Source organism: Paenibacillus dendritiformis (genome assembly GCF_015845845.1).
GTDB classification, from domain to species: Bacteria; Bacillota; Bacilli; order Paenibacillales; family Paenibacillaceae; genus Paenibacillus_B; species Paenibacillus_B dendritiformis_C.
The window spans coordinates 93413-108973 of the sequence record NZ_LDIG01000159.1 but is presented as its reverse complement, the minus strand read 5'-3'; the positions used below and the strand labels follow the sequence as shown (position 1 = coordinate 108973).

Below are 15561 nucleotides of genomic sequence, written 5' to 3'. Positions count from 1 at the left end.
AAAGGAGGCGATTTACCGAAATAGAAAGAGATGGGCATTGATGGCCCATCTCTTCTATCGTCTCACGCTTGAATTGGGATTATTCATCAGGCAGCACGTATGCTAGGTGCTGATGCGGATCTGATTGCGGCCGCTGTCCTTCGCTTCATAGAGCGCCATATCGGCACGGTAGAACAGCGATTCGACACTGACCACATCGTCCTGCCAGCTCCAGTCGGCAATGCCGCAGGAGACGGTGACCTGCGGTTCCGTCTCGTTGGCTACCCGGGTCCGAATCCGTTCCGCAATCCGGATCGTCTGGCTGATGCTGAGCTGCGGGAAATAGACCGCCAGCTCCTCGCCGCCCCAACGGGCCGCGATATCGGATTCGCGTATCGAACTCCGTATAATTTGACTGACCTGATTCAATATTTTATCGCCCACCTGATGGCCGTAACGGTCATTGATTTGCTTGAAATAATCGATGTCCACGACGATAAGCGAACCGCAGAAATCGTTCTTTTGCTGGCGCTGGATCTGCTTGTCCAAATAATGGCGCGCATACAACCCGGTCAACTGATCTTTGTTGGCGAGATGCTTGACCCTGCTATGGAGCGCCGCATTCGCAATCGCCAATCCGATGTGGGTAGCCAGCATCTGCAGCAGCTTGAAATTGTCGTAAGTGAAGAATTGCTTGCGCCGATCGGCAAGAACGACAATGCCCACCATCTCCCCGCTGCCGAATAAGGGCGCGGCGATGACGGAATGATAATTCAGCTTCTCGAAAAACTGCATGGAAGCGGGCACGTCCACCGCAATATCGGATACGATGACGGGCTCCTTTTCCAAATACATATGACCGAACAATCCTTCCTCGAAGCACAGATACGCATCATCGAATTCGTCCATGTTGCAGGACACCACTTCATAGCACTGCCGTTCCTCGTTCAATTGAAGGAGCATGCAAAAGTCGGCCCGAAACACGCGCAGCAGCTCGTGGGTCGCGTCATGGAACACATCCCGCAGCCGCAAGCTCTGATTGATGCGCTTCGTCAAGTCATTGATGAACCGCAGCTCCTGTATGACTTCATTCGCCTGCTCGTGAAGACGGGCATTCTCGAAGGCCGTGCCGGCCGTCTCCACAATAAGCTGAATAAGCTGCACATCGGAAGGATCCGGCGCCATTCCGGGGAAGCTGACCTTAATGACGCCATAGGCTCCCTGCTTGCCGCACAGCGCAAACCCTACTTCCGTATCGCTGTCCGCTCCGTCACGTTCATAACATACTTCTCCCTTCATGAAGGCTTGACGCACGACGCCGTCGTTTCCCGGCTGGAACAGCAAAGGCTTCACCTTCGGATTCGAACTGGTGTGATCCTGCGACAAAAAGACCTCGATACGCGCTTCCGGTACAAGCTGCTCGACACTGGACATGATCTGGGACAATACGGAATCGACATTGATGCGGTCATGCATATGCCGGATAGCCCCATGCAGCACATCGCGGCGCTTCAGCTCCCGTTCGGCCGTTCTCAGCGATCGCGCCAGCTCGTCCACAAAGACCAGCTCGAATTGCCGGTAAAAATGCGTTCGAAGTCCATAAACCCATGCCTCCATGCCTGCGGAGAACGATTCATCCGGTTCCCCGTCCAATCGGCACACGACCGCCGCGAAGCTCTCATCCCGCTTGTTCAGAAGCGGACAGGCGGCATAGAAAAAGCCGAATCCCGCCTGAACGGCCAGCTTGCGTTCCTGGAGCGCGGCTGCGGCCGCACGATTGCTTGCAGCGTCGCCGGCTAATTCGGGGTCGCCCGCCATCCACTCGCCCGCATAGTCGACTAACGCCAAGCGGCCTCGCAGGACACAGGCGCGGGCAGGCAGCTCTTCCGTCCATTCCTTGCAGGCGGCTTGCAGAAGCGGCTGCAAATAAGGGAAGTCGTGAACGTTCACATCCCGCTGCAGCACCCAGCTGTCCCGTGGCAGAGGCTGCGGATCCCAGGTTCCGTCCGGAACTGGATCGTTCGTCCCTGCAACCTTCTTGTCCGATTCGATTGGCTGGTGATGGACTAGACGTTCCGTCATGCTCTTCTCCTTCTATATAAAGGGTGGTCTCCTACTATCATACAATATTTTTCTACTAAAATGTACTACTTCCACACAACCTTTAAAAGCTTTTTAGGCCATAAGAACTATGTCGAAAGATCTACTGTTTTGTAAGCCGCATCTTGTCGAATGGTTGCCGCTTTTCTATGATAAGCGAGAAATATTGAAAAGCGCGAGATTTGCCGCATACCGTCTTGACATTCGGCCCAACGATCTTATAGAATTGTTAGATGTATAAGGGGAGAACTGTTGTGTCACCCTCACGTATTTCCATCGCCGGACGGGCAGCGGCTGAAACCCCGGGCCGGAGCTGATCCATATATCAGCATAAGGATGGGAATCGGCGCAAAGCGACCCATTATCTAACATTTCGTTTGAGAAGGAGTCAACTTTCATATGGCACGTTACACAGGTCCTAAGTTCAAATTGAGCCGCCGTCTCGGCATCTCTCTGAGCGGCACAGGCAAAGAATTGAAAAACCGCGCTTATCCTCCAGGACAACATGGTCCGGGAATGCGCAAAAAATTGAGCGGCTACGCTGTTCAATTGCAAGAGAAGCAAAAGCTTCGCCACATGTACGGCTTGGGCGAGAAGCAATTCCGCACCTTGTTCGACCGTGCAACGAAAATGCAAGGCATCGCCGGTGAGAACTTCATGTTCCTGCTGGAGAGCCGTCTGGACAACCTGGTATACCGCCTCGGGTTCTCGAATTCCCGCGCAGGCGCGCGCCAATTGGTTGCTCACGGCCACGTTACGGTGAATGGCAAGAAAGTCGATATCCCATCCTACATTGTTACTCCAGGCGACGTTATCGGTCTTCGCGAGAGAAGCCGCGGCCTGAAAGTAATCAAAGAAGCGATGGAAGGCCGTCATCACCTTCCGAACTACTTGGAATTCAACGAAGCTGCTCTTGAAGGCAAGTACATCCGCCTGCCAGAGCGCGGAGAATTGTCCCAAGAGATCGACGAGAAGCAAATCGTCGAGTTCTACAGCCGTTAAGATTCTCATCTTGAGGCAGCGAATCGCCGTTCCGTATGGACGGCGATTTTTTGTTGTCTTTTTTTCTTGGCGCTGCGGATTTGCCCATCGAAGCCGCATCAATTCATCTAAAATGATCCCGGCAGGCAGAAAATACTGTATAAACGCAGGATTGCGCCTAACCTATAGAAGATGGGAACCTCATTCCTTGGAGGATTAAGAAAAAAGCCTCCAACGCTACTCTCATCGCGGGGCCGGAGGTTTCTTGTGCAAATGCTTACCTGTTTATCTAAGCCTTGCTTTGGTGAATTTGCGCTTGCCTGCTTGTACGGCATCTCCATCGCCAAGCGCCAGCCCGGCATTCGGTCATCGATTTTGATTTCATGCTACAGACTGTAATTCAATAGTTCAATGTCCGCATCGGCCGATTCGCGCCACCTACCGGCTCTCTGGCTTATACAATGCCGGCCATCTACTGATTCTGTCATCGTTTTATCATATTCGTGTTTTGGCGAGATAAATTAACTAATAACACAACCGATCCCGGTCGTCAAAATCATTTGCTTCGCCTTCCTCTTGCCTGCATTCATTTTGTAAGTTGCTAAGGAAAGTAACATCTACCAAATCAACTTTTATGGTATAATGGAAAGCGCTGCAATATAAGGAGGAAAAAATGCATGGTAGATGAGAAACTGACGGAAAAGGACGACAAGCCGAGGCCGAAAAAGTCGGTTGGACGTCGAATCTGGACCGTCACGAAGTGGCTCATGCTGCTCGGTATTCTATGTTGCTTATTCGTAGGCGGTGCTGGCATCGGCTACGTCACTTCCCTTGTGAAGGATGAACCGATTCGTTCCCGGGAATACATCGAGCAGAAGATTCAGGAAAATGCATTCACAGGTTTTGTATATTTTAATGACGGCTCTCCTATCGGCCAGCTTCGCACCGATGAAGACAGGCGGCCGGTTACGATGGACGAGATTCCGCAGACCGTTATCGACGCGCTTATCGCAACGGAAGACAACCGTTTTTTCGAGCATATGGGCATTGATATCCGGGGCCTGTCCCGGGCTGTTATGCAAAAAGTGCTGAATAAGCCGGTGCAGACAGGCGGGAGCACCCTGACCCAGCAGTTGGCGAGACAAGTGTTTTTGACCTTGGATCGAACCGACAGCCGGAAAGCCAAAGAGATCTTTCTCTCTCTGCGCATCGAGCGCATGCTGTCGAAGGAAGAAATATTGACCGCCTACTTGAACAAGGTTTCGTTCGGCAACGGCTCGAGCGGTTATAATCTGTACGGCATCAAGGCAGCGGCCAAAGGAATCTTCAATATCGACAAGCTTGATAAGCTGAATATCGCCCAATCGGCGTATTTGGCCGGTCTTCCCCAGCTCCCTTCCGCCTACTCCGCCTTCACGGGCAAAGGAGAAATCAATGAGGAAGGCATCGAAAGAGCCATCAAGCGCCAGAAGCTGGTTCTGAAACGCATGCTCGAGGAGCATAAAATTACGCAGCAGCAATATGACGAAGCATTGGCATTTGACATCCGGGGCTCCATCGCCAAGCCAAATGCGAAGGCATATGCGATCTATCCATACCTGATGCTGGAAGCCGAACGGGCTGCCGCCGAAGTGCTTGTTCTGCAGAAGTACCCGGAATTCACGCGGGCCGATCTGCGCAAGCGAGAGAATGCGGAATTGCTGCAGAATGCCCGGGAGCAGCTGCTCCACGGCGGATACAAGGTCTACACCACGATCGACAAGAAGATTTACAAGGCCATGAAAAATGTAGCCAATGACGCGAGCAACTTCTCTCCGTACAGCGAGACGAAGGGCTTGGAGCAAGTCGCCGCGATGATGATTAATCATCATACCGGGGCGATCCTCGGCATGATTGAAGGCCGCGATTTCTATGAGGAGCAGATGAACTTCGCCACGCAAATGCTGCGCCAGCCGGGCTCGACAATGAAGCCGTTGGCCGCTTATTTGCCAGCTCTGGATCAAGGCTTGATTCAGCCGGCCTCCATCCTGGACGACGCGCCGATGGTGTTGAAGGACGGCTCCAAGGGCTACCATATTCCCGGCAACGCGAATATGAGATACCAGGGGCTCGTAACCGCTAGAAAGGCGCTCAATGAATCGCTTAACTTGCCGGCGCTCAAGATCTACATAGAGAAGCTGGGCGTCAAGCAGGCGCTTGACTTCGTCCAGAAGCTCGGAATCACGACGATTCAGCCGGAGGATTATTACGCCCAGACCGGGGTAATCGGCGGCCTGCGCTATGGCGTTACCGTTGAGGAGATTACCAATGCATTCGGTGTTATCGCCAACGGCGGGAAGTATAACGATCCGTACATGATATCCAAGATCGTGGATTCGAACGGCAAAATCATATATCAGCACAAAGTCGATCCGAAGCCGGTCGTGTCCGAGCAAAGCGCATATCTGATGACGGATATGCTCAAAACCGTCATTACCGATCCGCGCGGTACCGGACGCCGGGTGCAGTCCGAGTTCGATCTGTTCGGCCAAGTGGAAGTGGCCGCCAAGACGGGTTCGACCCAGAACTACGCCGACACCTGGTTCATCGGCTATACCCCGGACGTGACGATGGGCGTATGGGTCGGGTATGACCAGCAGATTCACGTATTGAATCGGGACGCCTATTCCCGCTCAACCCAGATCTGGTCCAAAGTCATGAACGAAGTGAACAAGCTGAAGCCGGAATTGTTCGAGACGAAGAAATTCAGCCAGCCTGACGGCATCGTGCGGATGACCGTCTCCGGATTAAGCGGGAAGCTTCCGAACGAGCTGACGAAGCAGGCCGGCCGTTACGTAACGGATATCTTCAATCGCAAATTCGTGCCGACAGAGACCGAAGATGCGCTGCAAAAGATGAAATACATTACGTATGACGGTGTCAATTATATCCCGCAGGATACGACGCCTGACGATATGACCCGCGAAAAAGTGGTCATGAAGCGCGAGAAGCCGATCCAAGAGCTGATCGAGGAGCTGAAGCAAGCGCTGGGCCATCTGTCTTCCAGCAGCCAGCGGCGCTCGCTGTCCTCCTATTTGCCGGAGGACGCCAACACCGACGCGCCTGCGAAGGTCGATCCGCGCAAGGATGACGGCAAACCGCCGGCTCCGCCGTCCGGCGTAAGCCTGGAGGAGTCGGGCGACACGACGCTGCGCATTTCCTTCTCGCGGAACGGTGAAGCGGATGTCGTCGGTTATCGTCTGTACCGCTCCTTGGATGGCGGTCCATTCAAGCGGGAAGAAGGAACGGTGCTGACGGGAGAAGAGACTCAGTTCAAGACGTATTTCTCCAATTCGCATCAGTACGCTTACTATGTAACGGCGGTCGATGTGGCCGGCAATGAATCGGCCCCATCCCAGACCGTGACGCTGGGAGGCGCTAACGTGGAGCCTGATCCGGATGGTTCCGGCACTGACGGCCCGGATGCGCAGAACCCCGGTTCAACGGGAGACGGCAGCGCGGGCGAGGACGGACAGGATCAAGGATCGGAGACGGATGCTCCGGATGAGGCAGACAGTCCGCCGAGCACGCCGGGCAATCCGCAAGCTTCCTTGACGGAAATGGGCTTGAAGCTGACCTGGAGCGCCTCGTCCAACAATCCGAGCGAGTATGTGATTTACTACAGCTCCGACGGCGGATCGTATGAACGCATCGGCACTACGCCGACGGCACAATTCGAGCTGATCACGATCTCGCCGGCAGGATGGTACCGGGTCACGGCCGTGAACAGCGCCGGAGAATCGAGCCCGACCTCCACCGTTCAAGTCAAAAACCCATAACGCATCGCGCGAACCTTTGCGCGATCGAACGAACAACAGCGATGGCATTCTGAGCCATCGCTGTTGTCTTATATGCTCCGCCATCAAAAAAGGAGGCCCTCCTAAGGCCTCCTCTTCGCTGTGCGGCATCAGTCTTCAATTGTCGACAAATCGCCTGTCGGCAGATTCAGCTCCCATGCCTTCAAGACACGCCGCATAATTTTCCCTGAGCGCGTCTTCGGCAGCTTATCCTTGAATTCGATCTCGCGCGGCGCGGCATGCGCGGACAAGTTCTCCTTCACGTATCTGGAAATATCGGCTTTCAATTCATCCGACGGGCTGTATCCTTCCCGCAAAGAGATGAACGCCTTAATGATCTCGCCGCGTACCGGATCCGGCTTGCCGATGACGCCGGCTTCCGCCACAGCCGGATGCTCGACCAGCTTGCTCTCGACCTCGAACGGCCCGACCCGCTCGCCGGACGTATTGATGACGTCGTCGATGCGCCCCTGGAACCAGAAATAACCATCCTCATCCCGATAGGCCGAGTCGCCTGAAATATACCATCCGTCAACGCGGAAATACTCCTGGAACTTGGCCGGGTTGTTCCATACTTGGCGCATCATCGAAGGCCAAGGCGTACGGATGGCCAGATTCCCCATCCGGTATGGCGGCAGCTCGTTCCCCTGATCGTCGATAATCGAAGCCTCTACGCCCGGCACCGGACGTCCCATCGACCCCGGCTTCAGCGGCATCGCCGGATAATTGCAGATCAGTTGTCCCCCCGTCTCCGTCATCCACCATGTATCATGAATGCGCTGACCGTATACTTTCATGCCCCAGCGAACGACTTCCGGATTCAGCGGCTCGCCGACGGACAAGACGTGCCGGAGGCTGGACAGGTCGTATTGGGCGATGACATCGTTCCCCGCGCTCATCAGCATGCGGAACGCGGTCGGCGCGCTGTACCATACCGTCACTTTATATTTCTGAATCGTGCTGTACCAATCCTGCGGACTGAACCGTCCCCCCCGGATCACATTCGTTGCGCCGTGCAGCCACGGCGCAAATATGCCGTACGATGTACCGGTAACCCAGCCCGGATCGGCCGTGCACCAGTAGATGTCATCTTCCTTCAAATCCAGCACGACATTGCCTGTATGATAATGTTGGATCATTGCATTTTGAACATGATAGACGCCCTTGGGCTTCCCGGTCGATCCGGATGTGTAGTGGATAATGAGACCGTCTTCGCGCCCCAGCCATTCAATCTCCGCTTCCTCGGACGCTTCCGCCATCTCGGCGTGGAAATCGATATAGCCTTCCTGCGTGTTCACGTCTTCGCCGACGAGAATGACATGCTTCAGCTTCGGAAGCTCTGCGCGCGGAACCCGGTGGGCCAGCGCCGGCGTCGTCACGATCGCTACAGCCTCGCTGTCCTGCAAGCGATCCCTGACCGCGGTCTCCATGAACGCTTCGAACAGCGGTCCCACGACCGCTCCCGCCTTCAGGATGCCGAATACGCTCACATAGAGCTCCGGCGTCCGCGGCATAAAAATAAAGACCCGCTCCCCCTTCTGAATGCCGAGCGAGCGAAGCACATTGGCGAATTGGTTGGACTTGCGCTTCAGGTCCGCGAACGTGTATGACTCGTCTCGCTGCGCGTCGCTATAGAGCAAAGCCACCTTGTCTCCGCGGCCCTGATCGACATGCCGGTCAATGGCCTCGTACGCCATATTGATCCGGCCCGTCTCCGCCCAGGAGAAGTTCTGCTCCACGCTCTCCCAATTGAAATTGGCAACCGCCTCTTCGTAATTTTTCATGTTCGGGTTGGTTGCTGATGGGGTAATGATTTCTCCTTGCACGTTACTCATTGTCGCTTCATCCTCCTGTTTCTAACTTCATGAATGTTCATGATTGGTTGCTTGGTCATGCCAGCATTTGCCTCATTCGCAAATAAAACCGTTTTCAGGAGCTTGCAAAAAAATTTTGACTTTGATGTGAATCGTGCTGTCAAGGGGAGATTTCATGAATTATTTAAAGCTTGATTTATTATAGCATATGTTTTTCTTTTAGCCTATTCTTTTCCTTTTCAAAACGGTCTTTTTTTGCTATAACCAAGGAAGAGACGAAAGGAGCTGCTGGGTGTGGAGCATCGAAAATGTTATCACGCGCAAATCATCCCTTACGAAGATCGCGTCATCGTCGTGGAAGGGCCCGTCAAGCCGGAGCTGCTGGGCACATGGGACATGCACCCGAACCTGGACGCGTTCCGAAGGCCGAAGGAACAGCAGGAAGCGCTAATCGAGATCGCCGGGCTGCCGGAAGGGCGAATTATTGTGGCCCGGGACGGCCAGATCATCGTCGGATACGTGACCTTTCACTATCCGGACGAACTGGAGCGCTGGTCGGAGGGCGGCATGGAGGATCTCATCGAGCTGGGCGCCATCGAGGTCGCCAACGAGTATCGTTCGCTGGGGCTCGGCAAAAAAATGATTACTACCGCGTTTGAAGACGATCAGATGGAGAGCTATATCGTATTTACGACCGAATATTATTGGCATTGGGATTTGGAAGGCACCCGGCTCAATGTGTGGGATTACCGGAAAATGATGGAGCGGCTGATGGAATCGGTCGACATGATATGGTATGCGACGGACGATCCGGAGATCTGCTCGCATCCCGCCAACTGCCTGATGGTCCGCATCGGCAAGGACGTTCCGCTCGCCTCGCGGGAGCAGTTCGATCGCGTGCGCTTCCGCCAGCGGTTTATGTACTGAATAATCTTTTCAATACGGAAAAAGGGAGGGATGGTGCCCGAATGGCCGACACAGCCCTATATTTCATGCATGACGATGCGCTGCGTTACCGGTTCAACGCCGATCACCCGTTCGATCAGCGCCGCCTCGTCATGACCAACGATTTATTGACGCGCATCGGCGCCCTCTCCGACGATATCATCGTTCGGCCTGCCACGTCGATGGCAGATTGGGAGGCGTGGATACGATACATACACAGGGAGGATTACATCGAAGCCGTGAAGCGGTTAAGCGAACCCGCTCCCGCGGAGGAATGGGTCGCCCGCTCGGATCAATACGGCCTCCATACGGAAGACACCCCCTACTTCGCGGGCATGCACCAGGCGGCCAGCGCGATCGTAGGGGGCTCCGTCGCCGCCTGCGAGGCCGTCATGAGCGGCCGCACTCTCCACGCTCTGCATCTGGGCGGCGGGCTGCACCACGCCTTCGGCGAGAAAGGGGCCGGCTTCTGCGTATACAACGACGCCTCTATCGCCATTTCCTGGCTGCGGAGGCACTATAATGCCCGCATTCTCTATATCGATACCGACGTCCATCACGGCGACGGCGTCCAATGGTGCTTCTATACCGACCCGAATGTGTTCACCTATTCCATTCACGAGACGGGCAAATTCCTGTTCCCGGGAACCGGCTTCGTGAACGAGCGCGGCGCCGGGGAAGGCTTCGGCTCTTGCGTGAACGTGCCTTTGGAACCGTATACAGAGGACGAATCGTGGCTGCGCTGCTTCGAGGAGACGATCGGCCAGGTCGCGCGAAGCTTCCGCCCGGACGTCATCATCAGCCAGCACGGCTGCGACGCGCATGCGTTCGATCCGCTGTCTCACATGCATTGCAGCATGCGTATTTATGCGGAGATGCCGAAGCTGATTCACCGGCTCGCGCACGCGAGCTGCGAAGGAAGATGGGTGGCTCTCGGCGGGGGCGGCTATGACATCTGGAGAGTCGTGCCGCGCGCCTGGAGCATGCTGTGGCTGGAGATGAGCGAGCATCCGATGAAGGACGAGCTGGAGCGGCAGCCGCTGACCGGACTGCCGGAGGGCTGGATTGCGCGGTGGTCTGGGGAGGCTCCGGTTCCGCTGCCTTCCACCTGGCTCGATGACGTGGCGCGGTGGGCTCCGATGCCCCGGCGCTCCATTATCGAAGCGAAGAACGCGCAAGTGAAGGAGCTGGCGCTGGAGTATGTAAGATGATGCCGCGGCAGGAATCCGGACGGGGGCGCGCCGCCTTCCCGCCCGGGACCTCGCCGCGGACATGCATGATTACGCGGATTGACTGACCATCCGTTCGATGATTTGGTACGAGTGCAGCGCGGCTTCGACCGTGAATTCCGCGAAATTGACATGGGCCGATCCGTCTGCCTTGTCTGACATCGATCGGATGATGACGAACGGGATCGCATGGATATGGCAGACTTGCGCCACGGCCGCGCCCTCCATTTCCGTGCAGGCCGAACCCGGGAACGTCTCGTACAGCGCTTTGACCTTGTCGCGGCTGGCGATGAACTGATCCCCGGACAACACCCCGCCCTTCAGATAACGCCCCGGGAACAGCTCGGCGCATACCTGCTCGGCCTGCCGAATCAGGGCGCCATCCGCCTCGAACCGGGAGGTCTCCTGGAATGGGATGACCCCGGGCTCGAAGCCAAGCGCGGTCACATCCATATCATGATGCATGCAGTACGTCGAGATGACGATATCGCCGATATTGAGCTCCGGGTGGATCGCCCCGGCCACCCCCGTAAAGAGCACCTGCTTGGCCCCGAAGCGGTCAATCAGCACTTGCGTCGTGACGGCGGCATTGACTTTGCCGACGCCCGATTTGCATATGACGACCGGACGTCCCGCCAGCAGCCCCCTGTAAAAAGTCATTCCCGTTACCTTCACTTCCTCCACTTCCTGCGCAGCCTGCAGCAGGCGCTCAATCTCCTCGTCCATCGCGCCAATAATTCCGATTACGGCTTCGTGTGCCATATCGCCTTCCTCCTTCATTCCTTCATGATCGGATGATGTTGCACCACGGCAGGCTCGACACACAAAAAGCCCCAAAAATAGGGGCTCTTCATATGCCGCCGGCATGCTGCGGCCTTACTCATTCACCTGGCTGACCGACAAGCGAAGAATCGTCTCGTGCGGCAGAACGACCTGCGAGTTCTCGACATTCTCCTTCTTCATCAGCTTGGTCAGCAAGCGCATCGCCACGGCGCCGATATCATACATCGGCTGGGCTACCGTCGTCAACTGAGGACGGACCATCGAAGCCATGCGGATATTGTCAACGCTGATGACCGAGAAGTCGTCAGGCACCTTCAACCCGGCGTCCTGAATGCAATGAATCGCACCGATCGCCATTTCGTCGGTTGCCGCAAAAATCGCCGTCGGGCGCTTCTTCAGACCGAGGAAATATTTCATGGCTTCCACGCCGGATTCGTACCGGTAATTCCCGATACGGACCAGATCTTCCTTATATTCGATGCCTGCGCCCTCCAAAGCCTTCTTATAGCCCTGGAAGCGCGCGAATCCGTTCGCCGGATCCTGAAGCGTGCCGCTAATCATCGCAATATCGCGGTGACCGTGGCGAATGAGGGTGTTAACCGCATCGAATGCGGCCCCTTCATGATCAATGTCTACCGAAGGAATGGAGCCATGCTCGTCCGTCGTCGCGCACAACACGATCGGAACGGATGCGGTACGGAAGGCCTGGATATGATCCTCCGTTACGACACCGCCCATGAACACGAGCCCGTCCACTTGCTTCTCCAGCAGCGTATTGATGACGCGAATTTCCTTCTCTTTCTTCTTGTCTGCGTTGCACAAAATGATATTGTAGTGGTACATGTTCGCAATATCTTCAATTCCTCGTGCGACCTCAGCAAAAATAGAATTGGAAATATCGGGAATGACGACCCCAACCGTTGTCGTCTTTTTGCTCGCAAGTCCGCGCGCGACTGCATTCGGGCGATAACCTAAACGCTCAATCGCTTCATACACCTTTTTTCGCGTTTGCGGCTTCACGTTCGGATTGTTGTTCACAACCCGGGAAACGGTGGCCATCGAGACGCCCGCTTCTCTCGCTACATCATAAATAGTTACCGTCACGAATCTTCTCTCCAATTACCGAAAATTTGTTACGACCCTTTTATTACATTTCATGATACGATATTTTCAGAAAATTCGCAATGTTACAACTGCAATCGTCTGAAAATGAGTCATTTAGCGGGAGGAGGACGTCAACTCCGAACTTAAATTGTCAAATGTTATCGCATGATGGGAGTCGTGCCAGACGACCTGGCCCTCTTTCATCAGGATGACTTGAGGCGATTCATGCCGGATGCCCAGCTTGTCCGCGCAGGCAAGCGACACATCGGGGTGCTCGACGACAAGAATTTGCCCCATGGCTATTCCCCGGGGCTCGAATTCCTCCGCCACCTTGCCCATCTCTTCGTTCGCCCGGGCGCTAATCGGACAGCGGGTGCTGTGCTTGAATAAGACGGCGGTCTGCTCTTTGGTTGAATCTATCCAGTCCTGCAGCGCTTGCTCCGTATCTATCGATCTCAATCGGGAATCCTCCTTGTTCCCGCGGAATCTGTATTCCGAGGGAGTGCAGTAGGCAAAGAGCCTCTTAACTTATTTTAACCCGATCCGGATAGAAACTAAAACCGGAAATCTGTTTTAAGCGCTCTTGCAGCTCACACATCCACTCCTCATCCTCCAGCGTCTTCGCCAGCAGGTACATGTCCAGAAGCTTATTAATCCGCTCATTCATCACTTTCTCTGCGTGCGGAAGCAGATCGCCGGGCCCGATCGCGTCCGCGCATTCGGCCAGCACGCTGGCCGCCTCGTTCATCTCCTCGAAAAAATAGTGCTGCGGCACGGTATCGCCCGCCTGCTCCCCGCCATGCGGCTCCTTGCTCTGTCCAGCCCTGCGGCAGCGAACCATATCCGTTATCTCCTGCTTAATCGCCGGGTACAGCTCCGAGCGTTCACAATGCGGACAAGTCAACACAGGCACATGGTGAATGTGTATTGTCCGGTCGTGGATAACCGTGCGCAAAGCAAGCCGCATCTCGTGGCCACAGTTACATTGTTTCGTCATACAACCACCCCTACATCACAGTTTCTCTCTGTCTGACCCCTACGCCGGACCTGGTGCCATATCGCATCGAATACGCTCCGATATGTATCATCTGGACGCTGTCCGCCCTTACGGTTCCGTCTGGGCTGTTCAGCCTCTCCCCCTGCGAGCCGAGCCTAGCGGAAAGCAGGCCGCTGCCGGAGGGCCGATATCATTTGACAGCTTCATCCGACTGACGTTATGGTAATGAATAGATAAGGAACAGTTCCATCCGCAGAACAAATCTCCCTGTTAAAATCGTAGGCGATTCCGCCCCAAGACTCAAGAGGCTTCATTATGGAAATACAGCCGTTAAGATGCAATAAGGCGGATCGCGTTCCATGGCGCAGGAAGTTTGTTCTTCGATACACCGTACGAAGGAGTTGAGATATTTATGCGTTTAAGCGGCAAGCGCGTCATCGCGCTCGTTGATGAAGAATTCGAGGATTTGGAATTATGGTATCCGGTTCACCGCGTTCGCGAAGAGGGAGCGGAGGTGCATTTGGTTGGCGATAAGGCCGGCAAGACGTATACCGGGAAGTACGGCGTTCCCGCCACGTCCGACTTTGCTTTCGAGGATATCGATGCCGGCACGTACGACGGCGTGCTCGTACCGGGTGGCTGGGCTCCCGACAAGCTCCGCCGCTATGAAGGCGTCCTCTCCATTATCCGCGACATGGACAAGGCGGGCAAGCCGATCGGCCAGATCTGCCACGCAGGCTGGGTGCTTATCTCCGCCAAAATTCTTCAGGGCCGGACCGTGACATCGACGCCGGGCATCCGCGACGACATGGAGAATGCGGGCGCGACGTGGCTCGACCAGGAGGTCGTCGTCGACGGCCATCTCGTATCGGCCCGCAGACCGCCCGATCTTCCCGCTTACGGGAAAGCATTTTGCGACAAGCTGGCGGAAAGCTGAACAAGCGCAGAACAAGCAGAAAGACATGGACCCGGCCATGCTTCAGACTGTCGACAAAGTCCTGTCGACAGTCTTTTTGTTAGGAATGGCGGGGGTGGGGAAGGCAGGACAGCTTAGGTTAGGGCAAGCTGTTCTGCGCTTGCAGCGAGCTGGTCCCGCATGAGCTGGTCCCGCATGAAAATGCTGCACAGGCGCAGCATTTTTAGCCTCAAGAGGCGAATTTCAAGAAAATCCTGCAAAACTGCAGCATTTCGCCACTTTAAACGCTCTCTACGCCTTGCCGTAGAGGAATTGCTGTATTTTTGCAGCAATCCTATTTTTCGCAACCTCGTGTCAATAGAATTGCTGCATTCTTGCAGGATTGGTAGAGTAAGATAATCAGAGGTGCGAGAAATGTTGGAGCTTTTGTGGAGCAAGGAACTAGAGTGGTGGGTGATACTGCAGCTTAGGCGGAGTGAATGACCCGGAGCTGCAGACGTTCTGGCCGGGAACGACAGAAGAATATATAAAGATGTATTGGCGAACCGAGCCTATCAGACCTTGAACGGCGTCTTGGAGCGGCTGCGCATCGGCGCGCCCGGGCGGATCATCGCCATTGGCTCGCTGCGGTTGAATGATGAATTATTTGGGTTCTCCGCAGCACCGTCTTTGCCGGACTTCATTCCGCTTCATTTCTATCCGCATGACTATATCGAGAAGGTGCTTCACGCCGAACTGGCCGCTCCGCTACGGCTCCCGTTGCATCCGTACCACCGAATTTTGGTGGGGTTCATGCGGATCTCTCCGAATCCGGATGATTTGCGGGACATGGAAAACCGGCCGCCCATCTCCTAATTTGTAAATATGGATAAAAATG

12 protein-coding genes are annotated in these 15561 nt (G+C 55.1%); 6 read left to right on the top strand and 6 right to left on the bottom strand.

All coding sequences use genetic code 11. The annotated features are described in order from the left end of the window. Positions 1-102: 102 nt before the first annotated feature. On the bottom strand, positions 103-2061 hold the full coding sequence (locus ABD76_RS16190; protein WP_197258270.1) for a sensor domain-containing diguanylate cyclase: 1959 nt from the start codon (positions 2059-2061) through the stop codon (positions 103-105). 417 nt (positions 2062-2478) lie between these two features. Here ABD76_RS16190 and rpsD point away from each other — a divergent pair, with 417 nt between their 5' ends. Both rpsD and ABD76_RS16180 read left to right on the top strand, forming a co-directional pair. Then, positions 2479-3081: a 30S ribosomal protein S4 gene (rpsD, locus tag ABD76_RS16185; RefSeq protein ID WP_168182818.1), complete on the top strand. Its 603-nt coding sequence runs from the start codon at positions 2479-2481 to the stop codon at positions 3079-3081. Positions 3082-3737: 656 nt separating this feature from the next. Continuing rightward, the gene (locus ABD76_RS16180; RefSeq protein ID WP_197258269.1) at positions 3738-6878 is read left to right on the top strand and encodes a transglycosylase domain-containing protein; all 3141 of its coding nucleotides are present in this window, start codon (positions 3738-3740) and stop codon (positions 6876-6878) included. Between the two features lie 128 nt (positions 6879-7006). Here the strand turns inward: ABD76_RS16180 and acsA are convergent, their stop codons facing one another. Continuing rightward, entirely contained in the window at positions 7007-8731 is a 1725-nt protein-coding gene (acsA, locus tag ABD76_RS16175) for an acetate--CoA ligase (protein ID WP_197258268.1), read from the bottom strand. Positions 8732-9004: 273 nt separating this feature from the next. Between acsA and ABD76_RS16170 the strand changes: the two genes are divergently transcribed. Together ABD76_RS16170 and ABD76_RS16165 are read left to right on the top strand one after the other, a co-directional pair. Next, positions 9005-9637, top strand: a complete 633-nt coding sequence (locus ABD76_RS16170) for a GNAT family N-acetyltransferase (RefSeq protein ID WP_197258267.1) — start codon at positions 9005-9007, stop codon at positions 9635-9637. 41 nt (positions 9638-9678) lie between these two features. Beyond that, positions 9679-10866: an acetoin utilization protein AcuC gene (locus ABD76_RS16165; RefSeq protein WP_197258266.1), complete on the top strand. Its 1188-nt coding sequence runs from the start codon at positions 9679-9681 to the stop codon at positions 10864-10866. Positions 10867-10935: 69 nt separating this feature from the next. On the opposite strand, the gene ABD76_RS16160 is transcribed toward ABD76_RS16165, so the two are convergent. The 4 genes from ABD76_RS16160 to ABD76_RS16145 form a co-directional block, all read right to left on the bottom strand. Further along, entirely contained in the window at positions 10936-11646 is a 711-nt protein-coding gene (locus ABD76_RS16160; RefSeq protein WP_197258265.1) for a 5'-methylthioadenosine/adenosylhomocysteine nucleosidase, read from the bottom strand. A 114-nt stretch (positions 11647-11760) separates the two neighbouring features. Further along, entirely contained in the window at positions 11761-12771 is a 1011-nt protein-coding gene (ccpA, locus tag ABD76_RS16155) for a catabolite control protein A (protein ID WP_197258264.1), read from the bottom strand. A 114-nt stretch (positions 12772-12885) separates the two neighbouring features. Continuing rightward, positions 12886-13230 carry a bacillithiol system redox-active protein YtxJ gene (ytxJ, locus tag ABD76_RS16150; protein WP_197258263.1) on the bottom strand — a complete coding sequence of 115 codons (345 nt, stop codon included), beginning with the start codon at positions 13228-13230 and terminating at the stop codon, positions 12886-12888. 64 nt (positions 13231-13294) lie between these two features. Next, positions 13295-13768, bottom strand: a complete 474-nt coding sequence (locus tag ABD76_RS16145; protein ID WP_242069598.1) for a hypothetical protein — start codon at positions 13766-13768, stop codon at positions 13295-13297. Between the two features lie 412 nt (positions 13769-14180). On the opposite strand from ABD76_RS16145, the gene ABD76_RS16140 reads away from it, so the two are divergent. Both ABD76_RS16140 and ABD76_RS16135 read left to right on the top strand, forming a co-directional pair. Continuing rightward, positions 14181-14705, top strand: coding sequence for a type 1 glutamine amidotransferase domain-containing protein (locus ABD76_RS16140; RefSeq protein ID WP_197258262.1), 525 nt, complete (start codon positions 14181-14183; stop codon positions 14703-14705). A gap of 516 nt (positions 14706-15221) precedes the next feature. Beyond that, entirely contained in the window at positions 15222-15539 is a 318-nt protein-coding gene (locus ABD76_RS16135; RefSeq protein WP_197258261.1) for a hypothetical protein, read from the top strand. Positions 15540-15561 lie beyond the last annotated feature (22 nt).

What these genes read in the sequence shown, in the direction of transcription:
- ABD76_RS16190 (WP_197258270.1), bottom strand. Translation starts at nt 2,061, where the DNA reads ATGACGGAACGTCTAGTCCATCACCAGCCAATCGAATCGGACAAGAAG.
- rpsD (WP_168182818.1), top strand. Translation starts at nt 2,479, where the DNA reads ATGGCACGTTACACAGGTCCTAAGTTCAAATTGAGCCGCCGTCTCGGC.
- ABD76_RS16180 (WP_197258269.1), top strand. Translation starts at nt 3,738, where the DNA reads ATGGTAGATGAGAAACTGACGGAAAAGGACGACAAGCCGAGGCCGAAA.
- acsA (WP_197258268.1), bottom strand. Translation starts at nt 8,731, where the DNA reads ATGAGTAACGTGCAAGGAGAAATCATTACCCCATCAGCAACCAACCCG.
- ABD76_RS16165 (WP_197258266.1), top strand. Translation starts at nt 9,679, where the DNA reads ATGGCCGACACAGCCCTATATTTCATGCATGACGATGCGCTGCGTTAC.
- ABD76_RS16160 (WP_197258265.1), bottom strand. Translation starts at nt 11,646, where the DNA reads ATGGCACACGAAGCCGTAATCGGAATTATTGGCGCGATGGACGAGGAG.
- ABD76_RS16145 (WP_242069598.1), bottom strand. Translation starts at nt 13,768, where the DNA reads ATGACGAAACAATGTAACTGTGGCCACGAGATGCGGCTTGCTTTGCGC.
- ABD76_RS16140 (WP_197258262.1), top strand. Translation starts at nt 14,181, where the DNA reads ATGCGTTTAAGCGGCAAGCGCGTCATCGCGCTCGTTGATGAAGAATTC.